General features: G+C 48.3%; 17 protein-coding genes. All 17 read left to right on the plus strand.

The features are described 5' to 3' along the window. Window positions 1-83: 83 nt before the first annotated feature. The 17 genes from MUG84_RS00315 (at window position 84) to MUG84_RS00395 (ending at window position 17972) form a co-directional block, all read left to right on the plus strand. On the plus strand, window positions 84-596 hold the full coding sequence (locus MUG84_RS00315) for an acyl-CoA thioesterase (RefSeq protein WP_244717475.1): 513 nt from the start codon (window positions 84-86) through the stop codon (window positions 594-596). After that, a complete protein-coding gene (locus tag MUG84_RS00320; RefSeq protein ID WP_244717478.1) occupies window positions 596-988 on the plus strand; it encodes an FxsA family protein in 393 nt (130 codons plus the stop codon). The genes MUG84_RS00315 and MUG84_RS00320 overlap by 1 nt, the downstream gene beginning before the upstream one ends. A gap of 248 nt (window positions 989-1236) precedes the next feature. Further along, window positions 1237-2352, plus strand: a complete 1116-nt coding sequence (gene citZ / locus MUG84_RS00325) for a citrate synthase (RefSeq protein WP_244717481.1) — start codon at window positions 1237-1239, stop codon at window positions 2350-2352. Window positions 2353-2474: 122 nt separating this feature from the next. After that, window positions 2475-3767 (plus strand): NADP-dependent isocitrate dehydrogenase, encoded by a 1293-nt coding sequence (gene icd, locus MUG84_RS00330; RefSeq protein ID WP_244717500.1) that lies wholly within the window; start codon window positions 2475-2477, stop codon window positions 3765-3767. Window positions 3768-3782: 15 nt separating this feature from the next. Beyond that, complete coding sequence (gene mdh / locus MUG84_RS00335; RefSeq protein WP_244717503.1) at window positions 3783-4724, plus strand: malate dehydrogenase; 942 nt, start codon at window positions 3783-3785, stop codon at window positions 4722-4724. A gap of 148 nt (window positions 4725-4872) precedes the next feature. After that, window positions 4873-5298, plus strand: coding sequence for a hypothetical protein (locus MUG84_RS00340; RefSeq protein WP_244717506.1), 426 nt, complete (start codon window positions 4873-4875; stop codon window positions 5296-5298). A 160-nt stretch (window positions 5299-5458) separates the two neighbouring features. Beyond that, window positions 5459-6328, plus strand: a complete 870-nt coding sequence (locus MUG84_RS00345) for an SDR family oxidoreductase (protein ID WP_244717509.1) — start codon at window positions 5459-5461, stop codon at window positions 6326-6328. A gap of 216 nt (window positions 6329-6544) precedes the next feature. Then, window positions 6545-8332: a two-component system histidine kinase PnpS gene (pnpS, locus tag MUG84_RS00350; RefSeq protein WP_244717513.1), complete on the plus strand. Its 1788-nt coding sequence runs from the start codon at window positions 6545-6547 to the stop codon at window positions 8330-8332. Between the two features lie 159 nt (window positions 8333-8491). Further along, a complete protein-coding gene (locus MUG84_RS00355; protein WP_244717516.1) occupies window positions 8492-9223 on the plus strand; it encodes a response regulator transcription factor in 732 nt (243 codons plus the stop codon). Window positions 9224-9385: 162 nt separating this feature from the next. Further along, window positions 9386-10573 carry a methyl-accepting chemotaxis protein gene (locus MUG84_RS00360; protein ID WP_244717519.1) on the plus strand — a complete coding sequence of 396 codons (1188 nt, stop codon included), beginning with the start codon at window positions 9386-9388 and terminating at the stop codon, window positions 10571-10573. 164 nt (window positions 10574-10737) lie between these two features. Beyond that, window positions 10738-11493, plus strand: coding sequence for a phosphate ABC transporter ATP-binding protein PstB (gene pstB / locus MUG84_RS00365; RefSeq protein WP_244717522.1), 756 nt, complete (start codon window positions 10738-10740; stop codon window positions 11491-11493). Between the two features lie 40 nt (window positions 11494-11533). Next, window positions 11534-12193: a phosphate signaling complex protein PhoU gene (phoU, locus tag MUG84_RS00370; protein WP_244717525.1), complete on the plus strand. Its 660-nt coding sequence runs from the start codon at window positions 11534-11536 to the stop codon at window positions 12191-12193. 186 nt (window positions 12194-12379) lie between these two features. After that, on the plus strand, window positions 12380-15046 hold the full coding sequence (polA, locus tag MUG84_RS00375; RefSeq protein WP_244717528.1) for a DNA polymerase I: 2667 nt from the start codon (window positions 12380-12382) through the stop codon (window positions 15044-15046). Between the two features lie 51 nt (window positions 15047-15097). Next, window positions 15098-15928, plus strand: coding sequence for a DNA-formamidopyrimidine glycosylase (gene mutM, locus MUG84_RS00380; RefSeq protein ID WP_244717531.1), 831 nt, complete (start codon window positions 15098-15100; stop codon window positions 15926-15928). Window positions 15929-16075: 147 nt separating this feature from the next. After that, the gene (locus tag MUG84_RS00385; RefSeq protein ID WP_244717534.1) at window positions 16076-16792 is read left to right on the plus strand and encodes a manganese efflux pump; all 717 of its coding nucleotides are present in this window, start codon (window positions 16076-16078) and stop codon (window positions 16790-16792) included. Window positions 16793-16806: 14 nt separating this feature from the next. Continuing rightward, window positions 16807-17403, plus strand: coding sequence for a dephospho-CoA kinase (gene coaE, locus MUG84_RS00390; protein ID WP_244717537.1), 597 nt, complete (start codon window positions 16807-16809; stop codon window positions 17401-17403). 2 nt (window positions 17404-17405) lie between these two features. After that, complete coding sequence (locus MUG84_RS00395; protein ID WP_425313093.1) at window positions 17406-17972, plus strand: lytic transglycosylase domain-containing protein; 567 nt, start codon at window positions 17406-17408, stop codon at window positions 17970-17972. Window positions 17973-18012: the final 40 nt, after the last annotated feature.

Below are 18012 nucleotides of genomic sequence, written 5' to 3' on the forward strand. Positions count from 1 at the left end.
ATGACCCGAATTCGAGAGTTGTGAAGCCCTATGTTATACTTGAATTAACTCTTTATATTTTCAAAGAAGGGATTATGGCAGACATGGGAAAAGACATAGGAGACAAGTTCTGCCGCTGGTATACGGCTTCTGTTCGTGTCCGTTATCAGGAGAGCGACCAAATGGGAGTGGTCTACCACGCAAACTACCTGAATTGGTTTGAAATCGGCCGGACTGAAATGATTCGGGAGCTTGGCATTAGTTACCGAAGCATGGAAGATCAGGGCGTTCTACTTCCCGTTACGGACCTGGATATGAAGTTCAGCCAGCCGGCGCGATATGACGATGAAATAACGATTTTTACTCGAATGACTGCTTTTTCTAAATTAAGAATCGGGTATGCGTATGAAGTCAGAAGACTTTCGGATGAAGAGAGAGGACTTCTGTTCCAGAAGCAGTATTCAGAGGAGCATGAGCTGCCTGGAGAATTGCTCGTGTCCGGTTCGACAAGTCATGTATGGGTAAATCGTGAATGGCAGCCTGTAAGGCTGGACAAGGGCGCTCCTGGGCTCTATATCGCACTGGAGCAATCGCTAAGCGGGGGAGGAGATCGCTAATGTGGAAATGGCTGCTTGCCGTGATGATCATCGTGCCCGCAGTAGAAATTTACGGCTTTAGCCTAGTTGCGAGCTGGATAGGCGGAGGGAATACGTTTCTGCTTACCATCGTTACCTCCGCGATCGGGATGGTTATGATGCGCTTTGAGGGGCGCAAGGTGCTGGAAGATTCCCGGGCACGGATGAACTCAGGAGAAATTCCGGGAAGAAGCATGGTGGATGGGTTGTGTGTTTTTATAGGCGGCATGCTGCTGGTTATTCCCGGATTTGTAACGGATATCATTGGGTTTACGATGGTCTTTCCTCTTACGCGTCCGCTCTACCGCTATCTCATACTAAAGTGGCTGGAGAAAAAAATGAAAGATGGAAATTTCACGATTTATCGCCGTTAACAGAAGGATTTTGCCGGATGATAAAAAAATCTTTATCTGTCTGATAAAACAATTTGATGTTTTTACAAGGGACACATATGTTCACATATCCGACAAAATCCTTTATGATAATAGTGATTCCATTCCTTGGCGACTTCAAGTCAGATGGAAATGGCGGGCGGCCGACTTTTTATTTTTGAGTAAAATGTAAATGTTTTCACGGCTCGTTTATCCAGTTGAAAATCCGTTGTATAAAGGAGAGATGTACGATGACAGCTACGAAAGGCCTTGAGGGAATTGTTGCCGCAGCTTCTTCCATCAGTTCCATCGTGGACGGTGTGCTCACATACCGTGGTTATGACATCGATGATCTTGCAGTCAATGCAAGTTTTGAAGAAGTAGCCTATCTGCTGTGGTTCGGAAAGCTGCCAAGTCAAGCAGAGCTGAAACAACTCCATGAGGATTTGAGTAACGAAGCGAAGGTTCCGGATCAAGTTATTGAGCAAATGAAATTATACCCTAAAGATACAAATACTATGGCTGCTCTCCGTTCGGCGGTATCGGCGCTTGCCCTCTATGACAAGGAAGCCGATGATATGAGTCGTGAAGCGAACGAGCGTAAGGCAATCCGCCTTCAGGCCAAGCTGCCCACCGTAATCGCTGCCCTGGCACGCATCCGCGAAGGCCAAGAGCCGGTGGCTCCGCTAGCGGGACTCTTCATTGCAGAGAACTTCCTATATATGCTAAGAGGCGAAAAACCGGATGAGGTATCGGTTAAAGCCTTGGATCAGGCGCTTGTACTCCATGCGGACCATGAGCTGAACGCTTCCACATTTGCCGCCCGCGTAACAGTGGCTACGCTTTCAGATATCTACTCCGGTGTGACTTCTGCGATCGGCGCTTTGAAGGGTCCACTGCACGGTGGAGCCAATGAAGCGGTCATGAGAATGCTGAGCGAGATCGGAAGCATGGAAAATGTCGAGCCTTACATCCAGCAAAAATTGGATAACCGTGACAAGATCATGGGCTTTGGACACCGCGTTTATAAAAACGGCGATCCGCGTGCGAAGCATTTGCAAAAAATGTCACGCGAGCTTGGTGAAATGAAGGGGGACACGACGCTGTACGAAATGTCCGTCAAAATTGATGAGCTCGTAAACACTCAAAAAGGTCTGAGACCTAATGTGGATTTCTATTCCGCTTCTGTGTATACTCAGCTAGGAATCAATCACGAGTTGTTTACCCCGATTTTCGCCATCAGCCGTGTATCCGGATGGACCGCACACATTCTCGAGCAGTATGAAAACAACCGGATTATCCGTCCGCGTGCCGAGTATGTTGGTCTTACCGATCAGAAATACGTATCGGTTGAACAGCGCTCTTAATGGACAAAAAAGAATAGGGGAACCGGTAACACTGCGTTTTACATGCGGGGTTCCGGATCCCTTATATGACTGTCCATCTTTGAAATTGAAAGCATATTTATGAAAACGAGGAGGACGTAATAATGAAATTAGAGAAATTCGCACTTCCTACCGAGGGTGACAAAATTGAAATCACAAACGGCAAGCTTCAGGTGCCTAACAACCCGATCATTCCTTTTATCGAAGGTGACGGTACGGGCCGTGATATTTGGAAAGCTTCCAAACGCGTTCTGGATGCTGCAGTGGAAAAAGCTTACGGCGGCTCCAAAAAAATCGCTTGGTATGAAGTGTTTGCCGGCGAGAAAGCCTTCAATACATACGGAGAGTGGCTGCCTAATGACACGCTTGAAGCCATCCGTGAGTATATCGTAGCGATCAAAGGACCTTTGACTACGCCAATCGGCGGCGGTATTCGTTCCCTGAACGTGGCTCTTCGCCAAGAGCTGGATCTGTATGTGTGCCTGCGTCCTGTGCGCTACTTCGACGGCGTTCCTTCTCCGGTTAAGCATCCTGAGCTAGTGGATATGGTTATTTTCCGTGAAAATACCGAGGACATCTATGCAGGTATCGAATACAAAGAAGGCTCCGAGGAAGTGAAGAAGGTTATCAAATTCCTTCAGGATGAAATGGGCGTTAACAAAATCCGTTTCCCTGAAACTTCCGGTATCGGTATTAAGCCAGTATCCTCTGAGGGCTCCAAGCGTCTGGTTCGCGCTGCTGTTGAGTACGCAATCAAACATGGCCGTAAGAGCGTAACGCTGGTTCACAAAGGCAACATCATGAAATTCACCGAAGGTGCCTTCAAAAACTGGGGCTACGAAGTGGCTGAGCAGGAGTTCGGCGATAAAGTATTCACTTGGGCACAATATGATGCCATCAAAGAAAAAGACGGTACAGATGCAGCAAACGCCGCTCAAAGCGCTGCTGAAGCTGAAGGTAAAATCATCGTGAAGGACGCGATTGCGGACATCGCTCTACAGCAGGTATTGACTCGTCCAACCGACTTTGACGTCATTGCTACACTTAACCTGAATGGTGACTATCTGTCCGATGCTCTGGCTGCACAAATCGGCGGTATCGGTATCGCTCCGGGAGCCAACATCAACTACGTAACCGGACATGCTATTTTCGAAGCTACCCATGGTACAGCTCCTAAATATGCCGACAAAGACGTAGTGAACCCTGGTTCCGTTATCTTGTCTGGCGTTATGCTGCTTGAGCACCTGGGATGGCAGGAAGCGGCTGACCTGATCTACAAGGGCATGGAAACTTCCATTAACAATAAAACCGTTACCTATGACTTTGCCCGCCTGATGGACGGCGCAACACAAGTGAAATGCTCTGAGTTTGCAGACGAAGTCATTAATAACATGTAGAGAAGAGGAATAACAATGACTCTGACTCGTAAAAAAATTACTGTCGTAGGTGCCGGTTTCACAGGTGCGACAACAGCTTTGATGCTGGCACAAAAAGAACTTGGCAACGTTGTACTGCTTGATATTCCACAGCTTGAGAACCCAACCAAGGGTAAAGCATTGGACATGCTTGAAGCAAGTCCGGTACAAGGCTTTGACAGCCAAATTACCGGTACTTCGAGCTATGATGATGCTGCCGATTCTGACATCGTCATCATCACAGCCGGTGTAGCACGCAAACCAGGCATGAGCCGTGACGATCTTGTGAACACCAATGCAGGAATCGTAAGATCTGTCTGCGAGAATGTAAAAAGAGTCGCTCCGGAGTCCATCGTTATCGTTCTAAGCAACCCTGCAGATGCTATGACTTATGTAGCTTATAAAACGCTCGGATTTCCTAAAAACCGCGTTATCGGCCAATCCGGCGTTCTCGATACTGCGCGTTACTGCACATTCATCGCACAAGAACTGAATGTGTCCATTGAAGACGTTCGCGGCTTTGTGCTCGGCGGACATGGTGATGACATGGTTCCCCTCGTTCGTTATTCGAATGTTGGCGGTATCCCAATCGACACCCTCATCCCAGCTGAGCGCATTCAGGAGATCGTTCAGCGTACCCGCGTAGGCGGCGGTGAAATCGTCAACCTCCTGGGCAACGGCAGCGCCTACTACGCGCCCGCGGCTTCCCTGGTACAAATGACTGAAGCGATCATCAAAGACAAGAAACGGATCATTCCGGTTATCGCTCTTCTTGAAGGCGAATATGGATACAGCGATCTATTCCTGGGCGTACCTACAATTCTAGGCGGAGACGGTATCGAGAAAATATTCGAGCTTGAGCTTACCGCTGACGAAAAAGTGGCTCTGGATCAATCCGCTGACTCCGTGCGCAAAGTCATTTCCGTTGTAAACGGGTAAGAACGTCAAGCCATACAAGCCATATCATAGTAAAAAGGGAAAACCTCTAAGATTGTTCATATTTAGAGGTTTTCTTTTCTTTTAATTGGTGTAAAATAATATTTATACATGTAACATAAATCATAGAATTCGTGGAGGGATTGTGTTTATGGCAATGGTAATGTTTTTCATACATATTGTGGGCGCTGCGGCCCTGGGCTTCTATCTGATCCTGCCATTCGTAGTCGGCAAAGTGTCCAAACTCTCTCTGCCAGCCCAAGAAGGTAGTGCGGCAACCATACGCAGTCTTAATATGTACGCTCAGATCGCACTCGTGATTCAATTGCTAACTGGTGGATATTTGATGAGCCAAGGAAGTTATTCAGTACCTTGGATGATCGTCATCGTCATCTTGTTCCTAGCTATTGGAGCCATCAGCGGCATGATGGGCAAACCGCTCCGTCTTGCGATGGAAGGCATTAAAAACAAGCGCGACATCTCGGTAGAAACGGGTAAAATCCGTACCCTGAGCGCTCTAACTGCCATTTGTGTGCTTGTGATGCTGTTCTTCATGGTATACAACCACATTATCTAACTCGAACTTAATTGAACGGATTATAAAGCGCCTTTCCCTGTCTTAAGGGAAGGGCGTTTTTTTAATTACCCCAATTTCGGTAGTAACAGTTGACAGAAGAATAAAGGATTTATTTTACGCCATCCTAATATGGGAATGTAACCCTAAAGGAGAATGAACCATGTCAGGAAATTCACAGAGCAAGCAAACGTTGCCACCGCAGCATCAAAATCGTCAGCCGGGAATTGAGTCGGAGATGAACCCACTACCGAAATATGAGCGAAGCGACTATGTGGCTGCAGGCAAACTGAAAGGCAAGAAAGTCATTATCACGGGTGGTGACAGCGGCATAGGGCGTGCCGTCGCAGTGGCTTTTGCCAAAGAAGGCGCCGATCTTTCGATCATTTACTTGAACGAACATGAAGATGCGAAGGAAACGAAGCGTCAGGTGGAACAGGAAGGCTGTAAATGTCTGCTGATTGCCGGGGATATCGGCGATGAGAATTTTTGCAAAAATGCCGTGAACCAGTCTGTACAGGAGCTTGGCGGTCTGGATATTCTGATCAACAATGCGGCCGAGCAGCATCCGCAGCAGAAAATCGAGGATATCACTGCAGACCAATTGGAACGCACTTTCCGGACGAATATCTTCGGTATGTTCCATATGACCAAAATGGCGATGCCGCATCTGAGGAGCGGAAGCTCGATTGTGAACACGGCTTCAATTACAGCTTATAAAGGCAATCCAACATTAATTGATTATTCGGCCACCAAAGGAGCAATCGTCAGCTTTACGCGTTCCCTGTCGATGAATGTCGTTGAAAAGGGCATCCGCGTAAATGCCGTGGCGCCGGGGCCAATTTGGACACCACTGATCCCATCGAGTTTTGATGCGAAGAAGGTAAGCGAGTTTGGTTCGACACAACCGATGAAGCGTCCAGGACAGCCGGAAGAGCTGGCTCCAGCCTTTGTATATCTAGCCTCCAATGACTCTTCTTACGTGAGCGGCCAGGTCATCCATGTCAATGGCGGGGAGATCGTAAACGGCTGATCAGTGATTAGAGGTACCCTGGTTTCATAAAAGGTTGGGCAGATGCGGTTCTGTTCAACCTTTTGCTGTTGGTTACATATTTTAATCCAGCCTTAACAATTCGCTATTATACTCTTATCTAACCCTTTGAAAGAAATTAATCTTTTCATCTGTGTCTTTTCAAGATAGGATAAGAGAAGAAAAATGAAATGAAAACACGTGAAAAGGAAGACGGCAATGAGACCCTTTCGTATCAGACTCACTCTGATTTTAATGATCATGATCGGGATTTCTATGTTGGGTGCAGGCATTACGATGGCCCAAGTATTTAAAAAATCCCATATCTCCGCACTAGAAGACAATATGATCCGGGAAATCAAGATCCTGAGCCAGACCTTTTATTTTCCTCCAGAGAACGGAGAAGACGCGGTAGCTTATTATACCCGTGAATCCAAAGAGCTGGCTGCGCTTACCGACTCACGGGTTACTTTTATAAAAAAAGACGGAACGGTCATCGGGGATTCGGAGAGCGATCCGATGCATATGGATAACCACAGCAAACGCGAAGAAATTGTGGAAGCGGCTAACAAAGGATACGGTCAAGCGATCCGCCACAGTTCAACCTTAGGGGAGGACATGCTGTATGTTGCGGTACCTTTCATTTCCGCCGGTAACTTTGACGGTTATATCCGATTGTCAGTAAGCCTGGCTTCCGTCGATGAGGGCGTACGTAGAGGCTGGACGCTGATGGTAGGAGGCTTAGCGGTGCTGTTCGTCGTGGCTGCGTTCGTCAGTTACCGAGTAGCGGCTGGGCTGACCTCTCCACTTGAGAAAATAACGCGGGTAGCTGGAAGAATCTCCAAGCTGGACTATGATGCCAGAGTCAATATGCACCGGAACGATGAAATCGGGGAACTGGGGAAGGCGATCAACGGCATGGCGGACAGTCTGCAAAATCAGCTGCAGACAATCCGGGATAAGGAAGATTTACTCCAAAGCGTACTCGACAATATGACAAGCGGAATTCTCCTAGTAGATGCAGAGGGCAGCATTGCCTTGATTAACCCTGCGGCAGAGAGGATGTTTCATGTCAGCAGCGGCCAGATGTACGGACGTTCCATTAGCGAACTTAAACAGTATTATGAGCTGACTCGGCTGATAAAGGACGGCATTACGGAGCGGCAGGTCATCCATGAGGAAAGAAGCGTGTACACGCCCGAGGAAACGATCCTTCGTTTGGACGGAGTGCCTATGTTCGGAGAGGACGATGCGTTTAGAGGCATGTTGTTCCTGCTTCAGGATATCACCGCCATCCGGCGTTTGGAAAATATGCGGAGTGAATTTGTGGCGAATGTATCTCATGAGCTTAAAACGCCAGTAGCCGCAGTCAAAGGATTTGCAGAGACGCTGCTTGGCGGCGGAGTGAAAGACGAAGAGCTCGCGAGATCCTTCCTGCAAATCATATACGATGAGAGCGAGCGGTTGAATCGTTTGATCAGTGATATACTGGATTTATCCAAAATTGAATCCAAACGTTCACCGATGGATTACGCTCCGATTCATTTGGCTTCGTTTTGCTCATCCATTATGGATACCATCGAAACAGTGGCCAAGAAAAAACGCATCATGCTTCATTCCAATATTCCAGAAGAGCTGTTTGTGGAAGCAGATGAGGACAAGCTTCGTCAAATTCTGATCAATCTTCTGTCCAATGCCGTAAGCTATACGCAGGATGGCGGCAAAGTGGAGCTAATCATTCAGGATTGCCAGGATGCCGAGGGGACGGAGAAGGTTCTTATCAAGGTGTCCGATACAGGCATCGGGATACCGAAAAAAGATCAGCCGCGAATTTTTGAACGTTTCTACAGGGTCGATAAAGGGCGATCCCGAAGCTCCGGGGGTACCGGTCTTGGACTGTCTATCGTGAAGCATTTGGTAGATCAGCATCACGGAGAAATCTCTGTAGAAAGTGAACTGGGCATCGGAACCACATTTACGGTTGAACTGCCGATGCTACAGGACTAAGATGAACATGAGGATCACAATTATGCTTGAATTGATAATATAATTTTAAAAAAGGTGCGATGATGCTGTTCATATTTACACAGAGTTAACATTTGGGTGTTACGATGGGCTTGACAGCATTCGAAACCATTGGTTTTTATGAACGGGGGTATTTAACAAATGAGACAGCGTTTGCTGGTTATTGAAGATGAACCGACATTGGCCAGGTTGCTTTCTTATAATCTGACACAGGAAGGTTATGAAGTCACCATTGAAGATCACGGAACATCCGGATTCGAGCGTGCGGTACATGAACCTTTCGACTTGATCATACTGGATTTGATGCTGCCAGGAATGAATGGATTCGATATTCTTGGCAAACTGAGAGCAAAGGCCATTGCGACACCGGTTATTATTCTGACCGCCAAAAACGCGGAAGAAGAAGTGGTGCAGGGACTTAAGCTAGGCGCGGATGATTACATCACCAAGCCATTTGGCGTCTCTGAGCTGCTAGCACGCGTTGGTACGGTATTGCGCCGCGTTTCGGGAACGAAGGAGGAGGTTGTTGCGGAATCCTCGGATTCGGCGATCCGGCTTGGACAGCTGGAGATTTATCCGGATAAATATGAGGTGCTGCTGGGCAGTACAAGCATCAACCTCAGACCCAAGGAATTCGAAGTGCTGCTGTATCTTGCCCGCAAGCCGGGAGTGGTACTGACCAGGGATGATTTGATGAATGCCGTATGGGGCTTTGATTATATCGGAGGTCAGCGGACAGTGGATGTTCATGTCAGCTCTCTCCGTAAAAAGCTCGAGCTTGATCCTGAGTCCGTGCATATCGACTCCATTCGCGGCGTTGGTTATAAACTCGTTATTAACAAAAAAAGAAGCGTTCATCATCAGGAATCATGATGATGAGCGCTTCTTTTCTTTAGATATAAGTACTACCGCAAACGAGAACTGGCTTTTATGAACATTTTCCGACTTTACAATCGGTTTACCTTGGTTTAATCTTCCGTTAATCATTTGGTGATATCCTGCGGCTAAAGAGAAGTTCTGAGGGGGAGTTTGGTCTTGAGTACACTGCAAATGGAGAAAAGCACGAATAACAATCTTCAAGAGCCTATATCTGAAAAGAACCAGAACACTGACCCTATGTTAAAGAATACAGCAGTATCAAATGTTCCCTCACCACACGCCAAGAAAATATCTGCCGCTGAGTACAGCCGTAGGGTACCCGCACTAAATCCAAACGTCACCTGCAGAGAAGCGTTTGGAACGATGAAGGAACAGCCGCATATTCCGTGCATCGTCATTTGTGGTGAGGACTTACGCCCGGAAGGACTTCTGATGAGGGATGCCCTCTACCGGAAACTGACTGGACGGTTTGCTACGGAATTGTATTTTAACCGTTCCGTCAAGAAGTTTGCCCAAGAGGAAATTCTGGTTATGGAGATAAGCGAGGATCCGGCTCATATGATCCAGCGTGCTCTGGAAAGGCCGGAGGTTCATTATTACGACTGCGTCATTCTGACCGAGCAAGGCAGGCTGGCTGGAGTCTTGACTGTCCAGGATTTGATGAAGATGTCCGGGCTGCTGCAAACCGAGGCAGAGGATCAGAGAAAACATACCATTTCAGAAAACTACGGCCATGTGAGAGGGATGGAGCATTCGCTCGGAGAAGTTGCGGAAGCGGCAAGCCTTACGCTTGAGGAGTGCCTTCGCATGAAAGAATGGACGACGGTGGGAAGGCTGAAACTGGACGAAGCGGGGCATTCGTATGCCGAAGCCGTAGAGCATATGAACCGGAATCAAAAGCAGGTTGCCCGGCTCATCGAGGATGCGGGCAGAATCTCTTCGCTCACCCAGGGTATTGCCGAAATGGCGGATCAAAGCGGCCTGCTTGCAATCAACGCCTCGATCGAAGCCGCGCACGCGGGGAGCCATGGTAGAGGGTTCCAGGTTGTAGCGGCTGAAGTGAGATCATTGGCCTCACAGACCAGACGTCTTGCAGCGGATATTTCAGCTCTGCTGGAGCGGATCAGTCAATTAGCAGCGGAGACAGGTACGATAACGGCTGCGGGGGTACGTCAAATTCAAGCGGGAGCCGAGCAGCTGACCGAAGGAAACCGCATGTTTGGCGAGCTGGAGCAGGCTGTAGGATCTGTGGAAAAGACCGGACAATCCGTTCACCAGCTGGCGAGAAATACGGCTAAACAGGCACTCGGCGTAAAAAAAGAACTGGAACGGACGTTAACCTGAAGCTTGCTTTAGGAATACACCAGCTTCACATTTTACACAGAGTTTACAATTGTGGTACACAGCTTTTACATAAAAGTTATACAATTAATAGAGTCGCAGGTCCAGTAATACTATGACGAGACAATACAGGATGTCCCATTGATCAAAAGGAGACCTGATTATAAATGGAAAATATTATCGAAATCGAAGATTTGAACTTATACTATGACCAGTTCCATGCCTTGAAAAATATAAATCTGGATATTCCGGAAAAGACCGTTACCGCTTTTATTGGTCCGTCTGGTTGCGGGAAATCCACACTGCTCCGCACGTTGAACCGGATGAACGATATGATTACCGGCACACGCATCGAGGGCTCCGTTAAAATCAGCGGCAGCGGGATCTACGGTAAGGATGTGTTTGTCGAGGAGCTCCGCAAACGTGTCGGTATGGTGTTTCAGCAGCCTAATCCGTTCCCGAAATCTATCTATGACAATATTGCCTATGGTCCACGTCTTCATGGAGTCAAGAATAAAAAGAAGCTGGATGAGATTGTAGAGGAAAGCTTGCGTCAGGCTGCTCTTTGGGAAGAAGTGAAGGACTATCAGAAGCGTTCAGCGCTCAGCTTGTCCGGTGGACAGCAGCAGCGTCTTTGCATCGCCCGCGCGCTTGCGGTGGAGCCGGATATTCTGCTGATGGATGAAGCCACATCTGCACTTGATCCGATTTCTACGCTGAAAATCGAAGAGCTGGTGCAGGAGCTGAAGGAAAAATATACGATCGTTATGGTTACGCATAACATGCATCAGGCAGCGCGCGTTTCCGGACGTACGGTGTTCTTCTTGAACGGAGAGGTCGTCGAAGCGGACGAGACCAATACGCTGTTCAGTAATCCGCGCGATGCCAGAACAGAGGATTATATCTCCGGTCGTTTCGGCTGATATGGAGAAAGAAAACATTGAATAGGGGGAAACATCGGCCATGATTCGGAGAAAAGAATTGGATAACGATCTGGAGCAGCTTCGTTCGCTGCTGGTTAAGATGGGAGAGCATGTGGTAGAAGCGCTTGATGGAGCGGTGACCAGCCTCAAATCGCTGGACTGCGTCAAAGCACAGGAAATCATTCATGCGGATGCCAAGCTCAATTTGATGGAAGAAGAAATTATGGACATCGGCTCGCGGCTTATTGTCACCCAGCAGCCTGTAGCCAAGGATCTCCGTAGAATACTCGTCGCATTTAAAATCTCCAGTGACCTCGAACGTATGGGGGATCTGGCATTGGACGTGGCTAAAGCGACCTTGCGCTTGCAAGGGGAAAAGCTGATCAAGCCGTTGATTGATATCCCGCAAATGTCGAGCATAGTGAAAGTGATGATCGAAGAAGCCATCACCTCTTACCTGGACGAAAATACGGATCTTGCTTATAAAATGGCCCAGGATGACGATCAGGTCGATCAGCTGTACAGCCAAATCTTAACGGAATTATACGGTCATATGAGAAACAATCCTGACTCACTGCCGCAGGCTCTCCTGCTGACACTAGTCGGAAGGTATATTGAACGGATCGGAGATCATGCGACTAATATTGGGGAAAGCGCTGTTTACCTGGTTACGGGAAAGCGCCCCGACTTAAACCAGTAATGTCGATAATCCCATAGAACTTGAAATAAAGTGAAAACATCGGAGTCAATTCCGGTGTTTTTGTGTTTTCCGGTTTCGTTTTTTTCTCGAAGTGTCATGTGTTAAGATATGAACAGGTATAAATTCGATCGATGATTTTCTTTTCATGAATATAAGGAAAGAAGTTTAAAAAAGGGAAGGTGCTATATGAGCAAACTGATTCTTATTGATGGGAACAGTATCATTTACCGGGCATTTTTCGCGATGCCTCCACTGACGAACACCAAGGGACTGCACACGAACGCCGTGTACGGATTTACGAATATGCTTTTGCGTCTTATCGAAGATCATAAACCTACACATATGATGGTAGCTTTTGATGCAGGGAAAATTACGTTCCGCCACGAGGGCTATCAGGAATACAAGGGCGGCAGGGAAAAGACACCGCCGGAGCTGTCCGAGCAGTTTCCGCTGCTGAAAGAGCTGCTACAGGGCTTTGGCATCTCGCAGTTTGAGCTTAGCGGCTATGAAGCGGATGATATTATCGGCACCGTCTCCCGGATCGCTGAGGGAGCGGGGCATGAGATTCTCGTCGTGACTGGGGATAAGGATATGCTTCAACTGGCTTCGAATCACGTACAGGTGGGCCTCACGCGCAAGGGCGTAACGGAGATCGAGACCTACGCACCTGAGCAGATCCAGGAAAGATATGGCCTTGAGCCGCTGCAGATCATCGATCTTAAAGGCCTGATGGGCGATGCTTCCGACAATATCCCGGGCATTCCGGGCGTCGGTGAGAAAACCGCGCTCAAGCTCCTTCACCAGTTCGGTTCGGTCGAGGAAGTGCTGGCGAATACAAGCGAGCTGAAAGGCAAAATGAAAGAAAAAATTGAGACCCATGCCGATGACGCCGTACTGAGCAAAAAGCTGGCTACCATTTTCCGTGAAGTGCCGCTGGACAAGTCCTTCGATGAAATGGCCTTTGATGGCTTAAAGGAGGATACGGCAGGACCGGCGCTGGCGAAGCTGGAGTTCAAATCGCTGCTGGAGCGCTTGTCCTTCAAAGCCGATGGCACCGCGTCTGACGATCCTAAACAAGAGAAGGCTCCCGCCAAGGAGATCAAAGTGGAAGTCATGGACGCTGACCATATCGGCGAACTGATCGAAGCGCTGGGAACGATCGAAGCGCTGCATGTGGAAACGAACGGGGAGAATCCTCATCATGCCGATGTGATTGGAGTCGTATTTTCATCCTCTGAACAGCATTATTACGTGCCGTATGAGCTGCTGAAGGCCGAAGAGGCGGAGCCGCTGCGGAAATGGCTGGCGGATCAGGATATTCCAAAACGCGGTTATGATCTGCACCGTACGGATTTGGCGCTCCATTGGAAAGGCATCGCATTTGCCGGTGCTTCATTTGACGTTCAATTGGCTGCGTACCTCCTGGATCCAACGGATTCGAACCAGAGTGTACATGCACTTGCGGGCAAGTATGGGCTCCAATCGCTCACTGCCGATGAAGATGTGTTCGGCAAGGGAGCAAAGTACAAGGTGCCGGAAGACGAGGTGCTCAGCAAGCATCTAGCTGCCAAGAGTGCGGCGATTCTGAATCTGATTCCGCTGCAGGAAAGAGAGCTTGAAGGCAATGAAATGGCATCGCTTTTCCATGACCTTGAAATGCCTCTCTCCCGGATTCTTGCTGATATGGAGAAGCAGGGGATCTCCGCCAACAAGGATGATCTGACAGAGCTCGGCAAAGAATTCGAGGCCCAGATCAATGAACTCGTCAAAGAAATTTACGAGATCGCCGGCACAGAATTTAATCTCAATTCGCCGAAGCAGTTAGGTGAGATTCTGTTCGTGAATCTGGGGCTGCCGGTCATTAAGAAGACGAAAACCGGCTATTCCACAGATGCAGAAGTGCTGGAGAAACTGGCTCCTTATCATGATATTGTGCGTCTGATCCTGCAGTACCGAACGATCGCGAAGCTGCAGTCGACTTATGTGGAGGGTCTGCTGAAGGAGATTTCCCCTAAAACCGGGAAAGTTCACACATTCTACCGTCAGACTATTGCGGCAACAGGACGTCTGAGCAGCCAGTATCCAAACCTGCAGAATATTCCGATTCGCCTAGAGGAAGGGCGCAAAATTCGTAAAGTGTTTGTGCCATCTGAACCAGATTGGTATATTCTCGCGGCCGACTACTCACAGATCGAGCTGCGCGTGCTTGCGCATATTTCGGATGACACCGGCCTGAAGGAAGCTTTCCTGCATGACATGGATATTCATACGAAAACTGCGATGGATGTGTTCGGTGTAACCGCAGAGGAAGTAGATTCGAACATGCGCCGCTCGGCCAAGGCGGTTAATTTCGGTATCGTCTATGGCATCAGCGATTACGGCCTGTCGCAGAACCTGAATATTACCCGGAAGGAAGCCGCGCGTTTTATTGACCAATATTTCGATGCGTTCAGCGGTGTCCGCCGGTATATGGACGACATCGTAAAGGATGCGAAGCGGGACGGGTACGTAACGACGCTGCTGGAAAGAAGACGTTATCTGCCGGAGATCAATGCAAGCAACTTCAACCTTCGTTCCTTCGCGGAACGTACCGCTATGAATACGCCGATTCAGGGAACCGCGGCGGATATTATCAAGCTTGCCATGGTCCACATGGATGCGACACTCGCGGAGCAAAAACTGAAGAGCCGCATGCTGCTTCAGGTGCATGACGAACTTGTATTTGAGGTGCCGGAAGACGAGCTGGAGCTGATGAAGAAGCTGGTTCCTGAGACGATGGAAAAGGCGCTGGCCCTGTCTGTGCCGCTGAAAGCGGAGGTCAGCTATGGTATGAATTGGTACGAAGCGAAATAATGCTCCATTGAGGGCATACTTCCGTTATAATGTTGATGAGGTGAAGACATCATGCCGGAATTGCCGGAAGTCGAGACAGTCAAAAGAACTTTGAATCTTCTGGTCAAAGGGAAAGTGATTGACCATGTAACCGTAAACTTGGCGCGGATTATCCAGCGCCCTGACGATATAAATCAGTTTGCTTTTATACTGGCAGGACATACTATTCAAGGTGTGGAGCGCCGAGGGAAATTTTTGCGTATACTTCTGGACGATCTGATCCTTGTATCCCATCTGCGGATGGAAGGACGATACGGGGTATATGATAGCTCCGATCCGGTGGAGAAGCATACGCATGTTATTTTCCATTTTACCGATGGAACCGAGCTGCGTTACAAGGATGTGCGCCAATTCGGAACGATGCATCTTTTTAAGCCTGGAGAAGAATTTACCGTTCCTCCGCTGTCCAAACTGGGACTTGAGCCGCTCGATCCCGGTTTTACCTTCGAGAAGTTTAAAGAAGCTTTGGCGGGCAAAAAAACAAAGATCAAAGCCGTATTGCTAAACCAGGCATATGTAGTCGGCATCGGGAATATCTATGTGGATGAGTCTCTCTTTAGAGCGGGCATTCATCCCGAACAGCTGGCGAATACATTGACGGACGAGCAGCTCCACGCTCTGCATGAGGCGGTTGTGGCCACATTGTCGGAATCAGTTGAAGTCGGGGGATCCTCCATCAAATCCTATGTGAATGGACAAGGCGAGATGGGCAGGTTCCAGCATCAGCTCAAGATTTACGGACGCCAAAATCAGCCCTGCCTAAACTGCGGAACATTGATTGAAAAATCCGTTGTCGGCGGCCGCGGCACGCATTTCTGTCCGGTATGCCAGTCGTTAAAGTAATAATAAAAAGCATGGGCGTGCACCCCATGTTCGTCCCCCCCATATACTAGTCATGAATTGAACTTCAGGGGAAGCGGAACGTCAAGGGCCTCTCTTTTTCAGGCAGGCTCCGGATTGACCGTTTCATCAAGGGGAGGGAAACCAGGGGTGCTCAGTCATGTCTTTTCACTACTCCTGCTCGCATTTGCGTTAAGTTTGGACAGTTTTGGAGTCGGGATTACATATGGACTCAGGCAGATGAAAATCTCACCGGTGTCCGTAGTAATCATTTCATTATGCTCTGGTATCATTATCTATATATCGATGCAGGTAGGTGTGCTTCTGGCCAGAGTAGTGTCGCCTGAAGCAGCATCCATCGTCGGAGCTGTTATATTGATTATTATGGGTACCTGGTCTCTGATCCAGCTCCTGATTCAGAAAGAAAAAAACCGTGATGAAAAAGAAATCGCAACGATTAGATCTGCTGAAGCAGCGTACACTTCGAAATCGGCAGGTGTTCCGGCTGCAATAGCGAAGTCCGAGCAAACGGTATTTTCACTCGAAATTCGTAAGCTTGGGCTTGTGATACGTATTTTGCGTACCCCATCTTCCGCTGATATAGACAAATCCGGAAGTATTTCGGGCTTTGAAGCGATGTGGCTTGGGATTGCGCTATCGCTGGATGCGTTTGGAGCAGGACTTGGCGCTGCACTGCTAGGATTTTCACCGATCTGGACGGCCCTTGTGATTGCACTGTTTAGCGGTACTTTTCTAGTGATGGGCATGAGGACCGGCTTCCGGTTTGCTTCAAGATCGTGGATGCGGCATTTTACCGCACTTCCGGCGTTATTATTAATAGCCATGGGAATAATAAAGCTGTTATGAGGTGAGTTAGGCACATGAATATTGGGTTAACCGGAGGTATAGCAACTGGAAAAAGCACCGTGTCCGCGCTCTTAGTGGGCAAAGGAGCCCTGCTTGTCGATGCCGATGTGATTGCCCGGGAAGTAATGCTCCCGGGTCATCCCGTTTTGGAGGCCGTTGTCGGCCATTTTGGACAAGCTGTGCTGCTTGCGGACGGCACTTTGGACAGAAAAAAACTGGGAGACATTGTCTTCCGGGATCCTTCTCAGCGTCAGGCCTTGAATGATATTACGCATCCGGCAATCCGCAGGGAAATTCGTGAACAAATGGAGTCTCTGGAGCGAAAGAATCCTGACAAACTCGTTGTCGTGGATATCCCCCTGTTATTTGAATCCGGACTTGAACATATGTTTGAACGTGTTATGGTGGTGTATACTCCGAGGGTCATTCAGCTTGAGCGCTTGATGGACCGTAACCAAATGACCAAAAACGAAGCGTCAGCCCGGATTGGATCGCAAATGGATATTGAAGAAAAGAAGCTGAAGGCGGATATTGTCATTGACAACAGCGGTAATGCTGAGCAGACGAAACGCCAAATCGATGAGTTCTGGCTTCGGTCAGGGTATATATGAAGTTGCTCGGATTTTTACGCAAAAAGAGAGTCCTGCTGCTACTGTTCATCGGTTTTGTCGTCGTGCTTTTCTTCAGCACCAACTGGATGGCATTGTTCTATCCCATTTATTATAAAGACAATATTAGAGAGCAGTCGGAACGGTATGACGTGGATCCCTTCTTAATCACTTCGATCATTCGTGTGGAATCCAACTTTAAACTGGGCAAGGAATCCAAGAAGGGGGCGATTGGTCTGATGCAGCTGATGCCGGATACGGCGCAGTGGGCAATGGAACAGGCTAATCTTCCGGAGGTTACGATGGATCACATTAAGCATCAACCTGAAGCCAGCATCGAAATTGGTACCTGGTATCTCAACTATCTGGACAATCAGTTTAAGGGAAACCGGATTGCCGTCATAGCTGCTTATAATGCGGGGCCCGGCAAGGTGGATGGTTGGCTTAAAAAAGGAGTCTGGGACGGTACACTGGAATCAGTAAAGGATATTCCGTTTGGCGAGACGCGGCATTATGTACAGCGGGTGGTCTATTATTATAATCAATATACACGCATTTACGACGAATTTTGAATATCAATCAGCAAAAGAAGTATCAAAGCAGCTTTTACGA

The sequence above is a fragment of the Paenibacillus mangrovi genome (genome assembly GCF_022898935.1).
In the GTDB taxonomy this organism is placed as follows: Bacteria; Bacillota; Bacilli; order Paenibacillales; family Paenibacillaceae; genus Paenibacillus_AQ; species Paenibacillus_AQ mangrovi.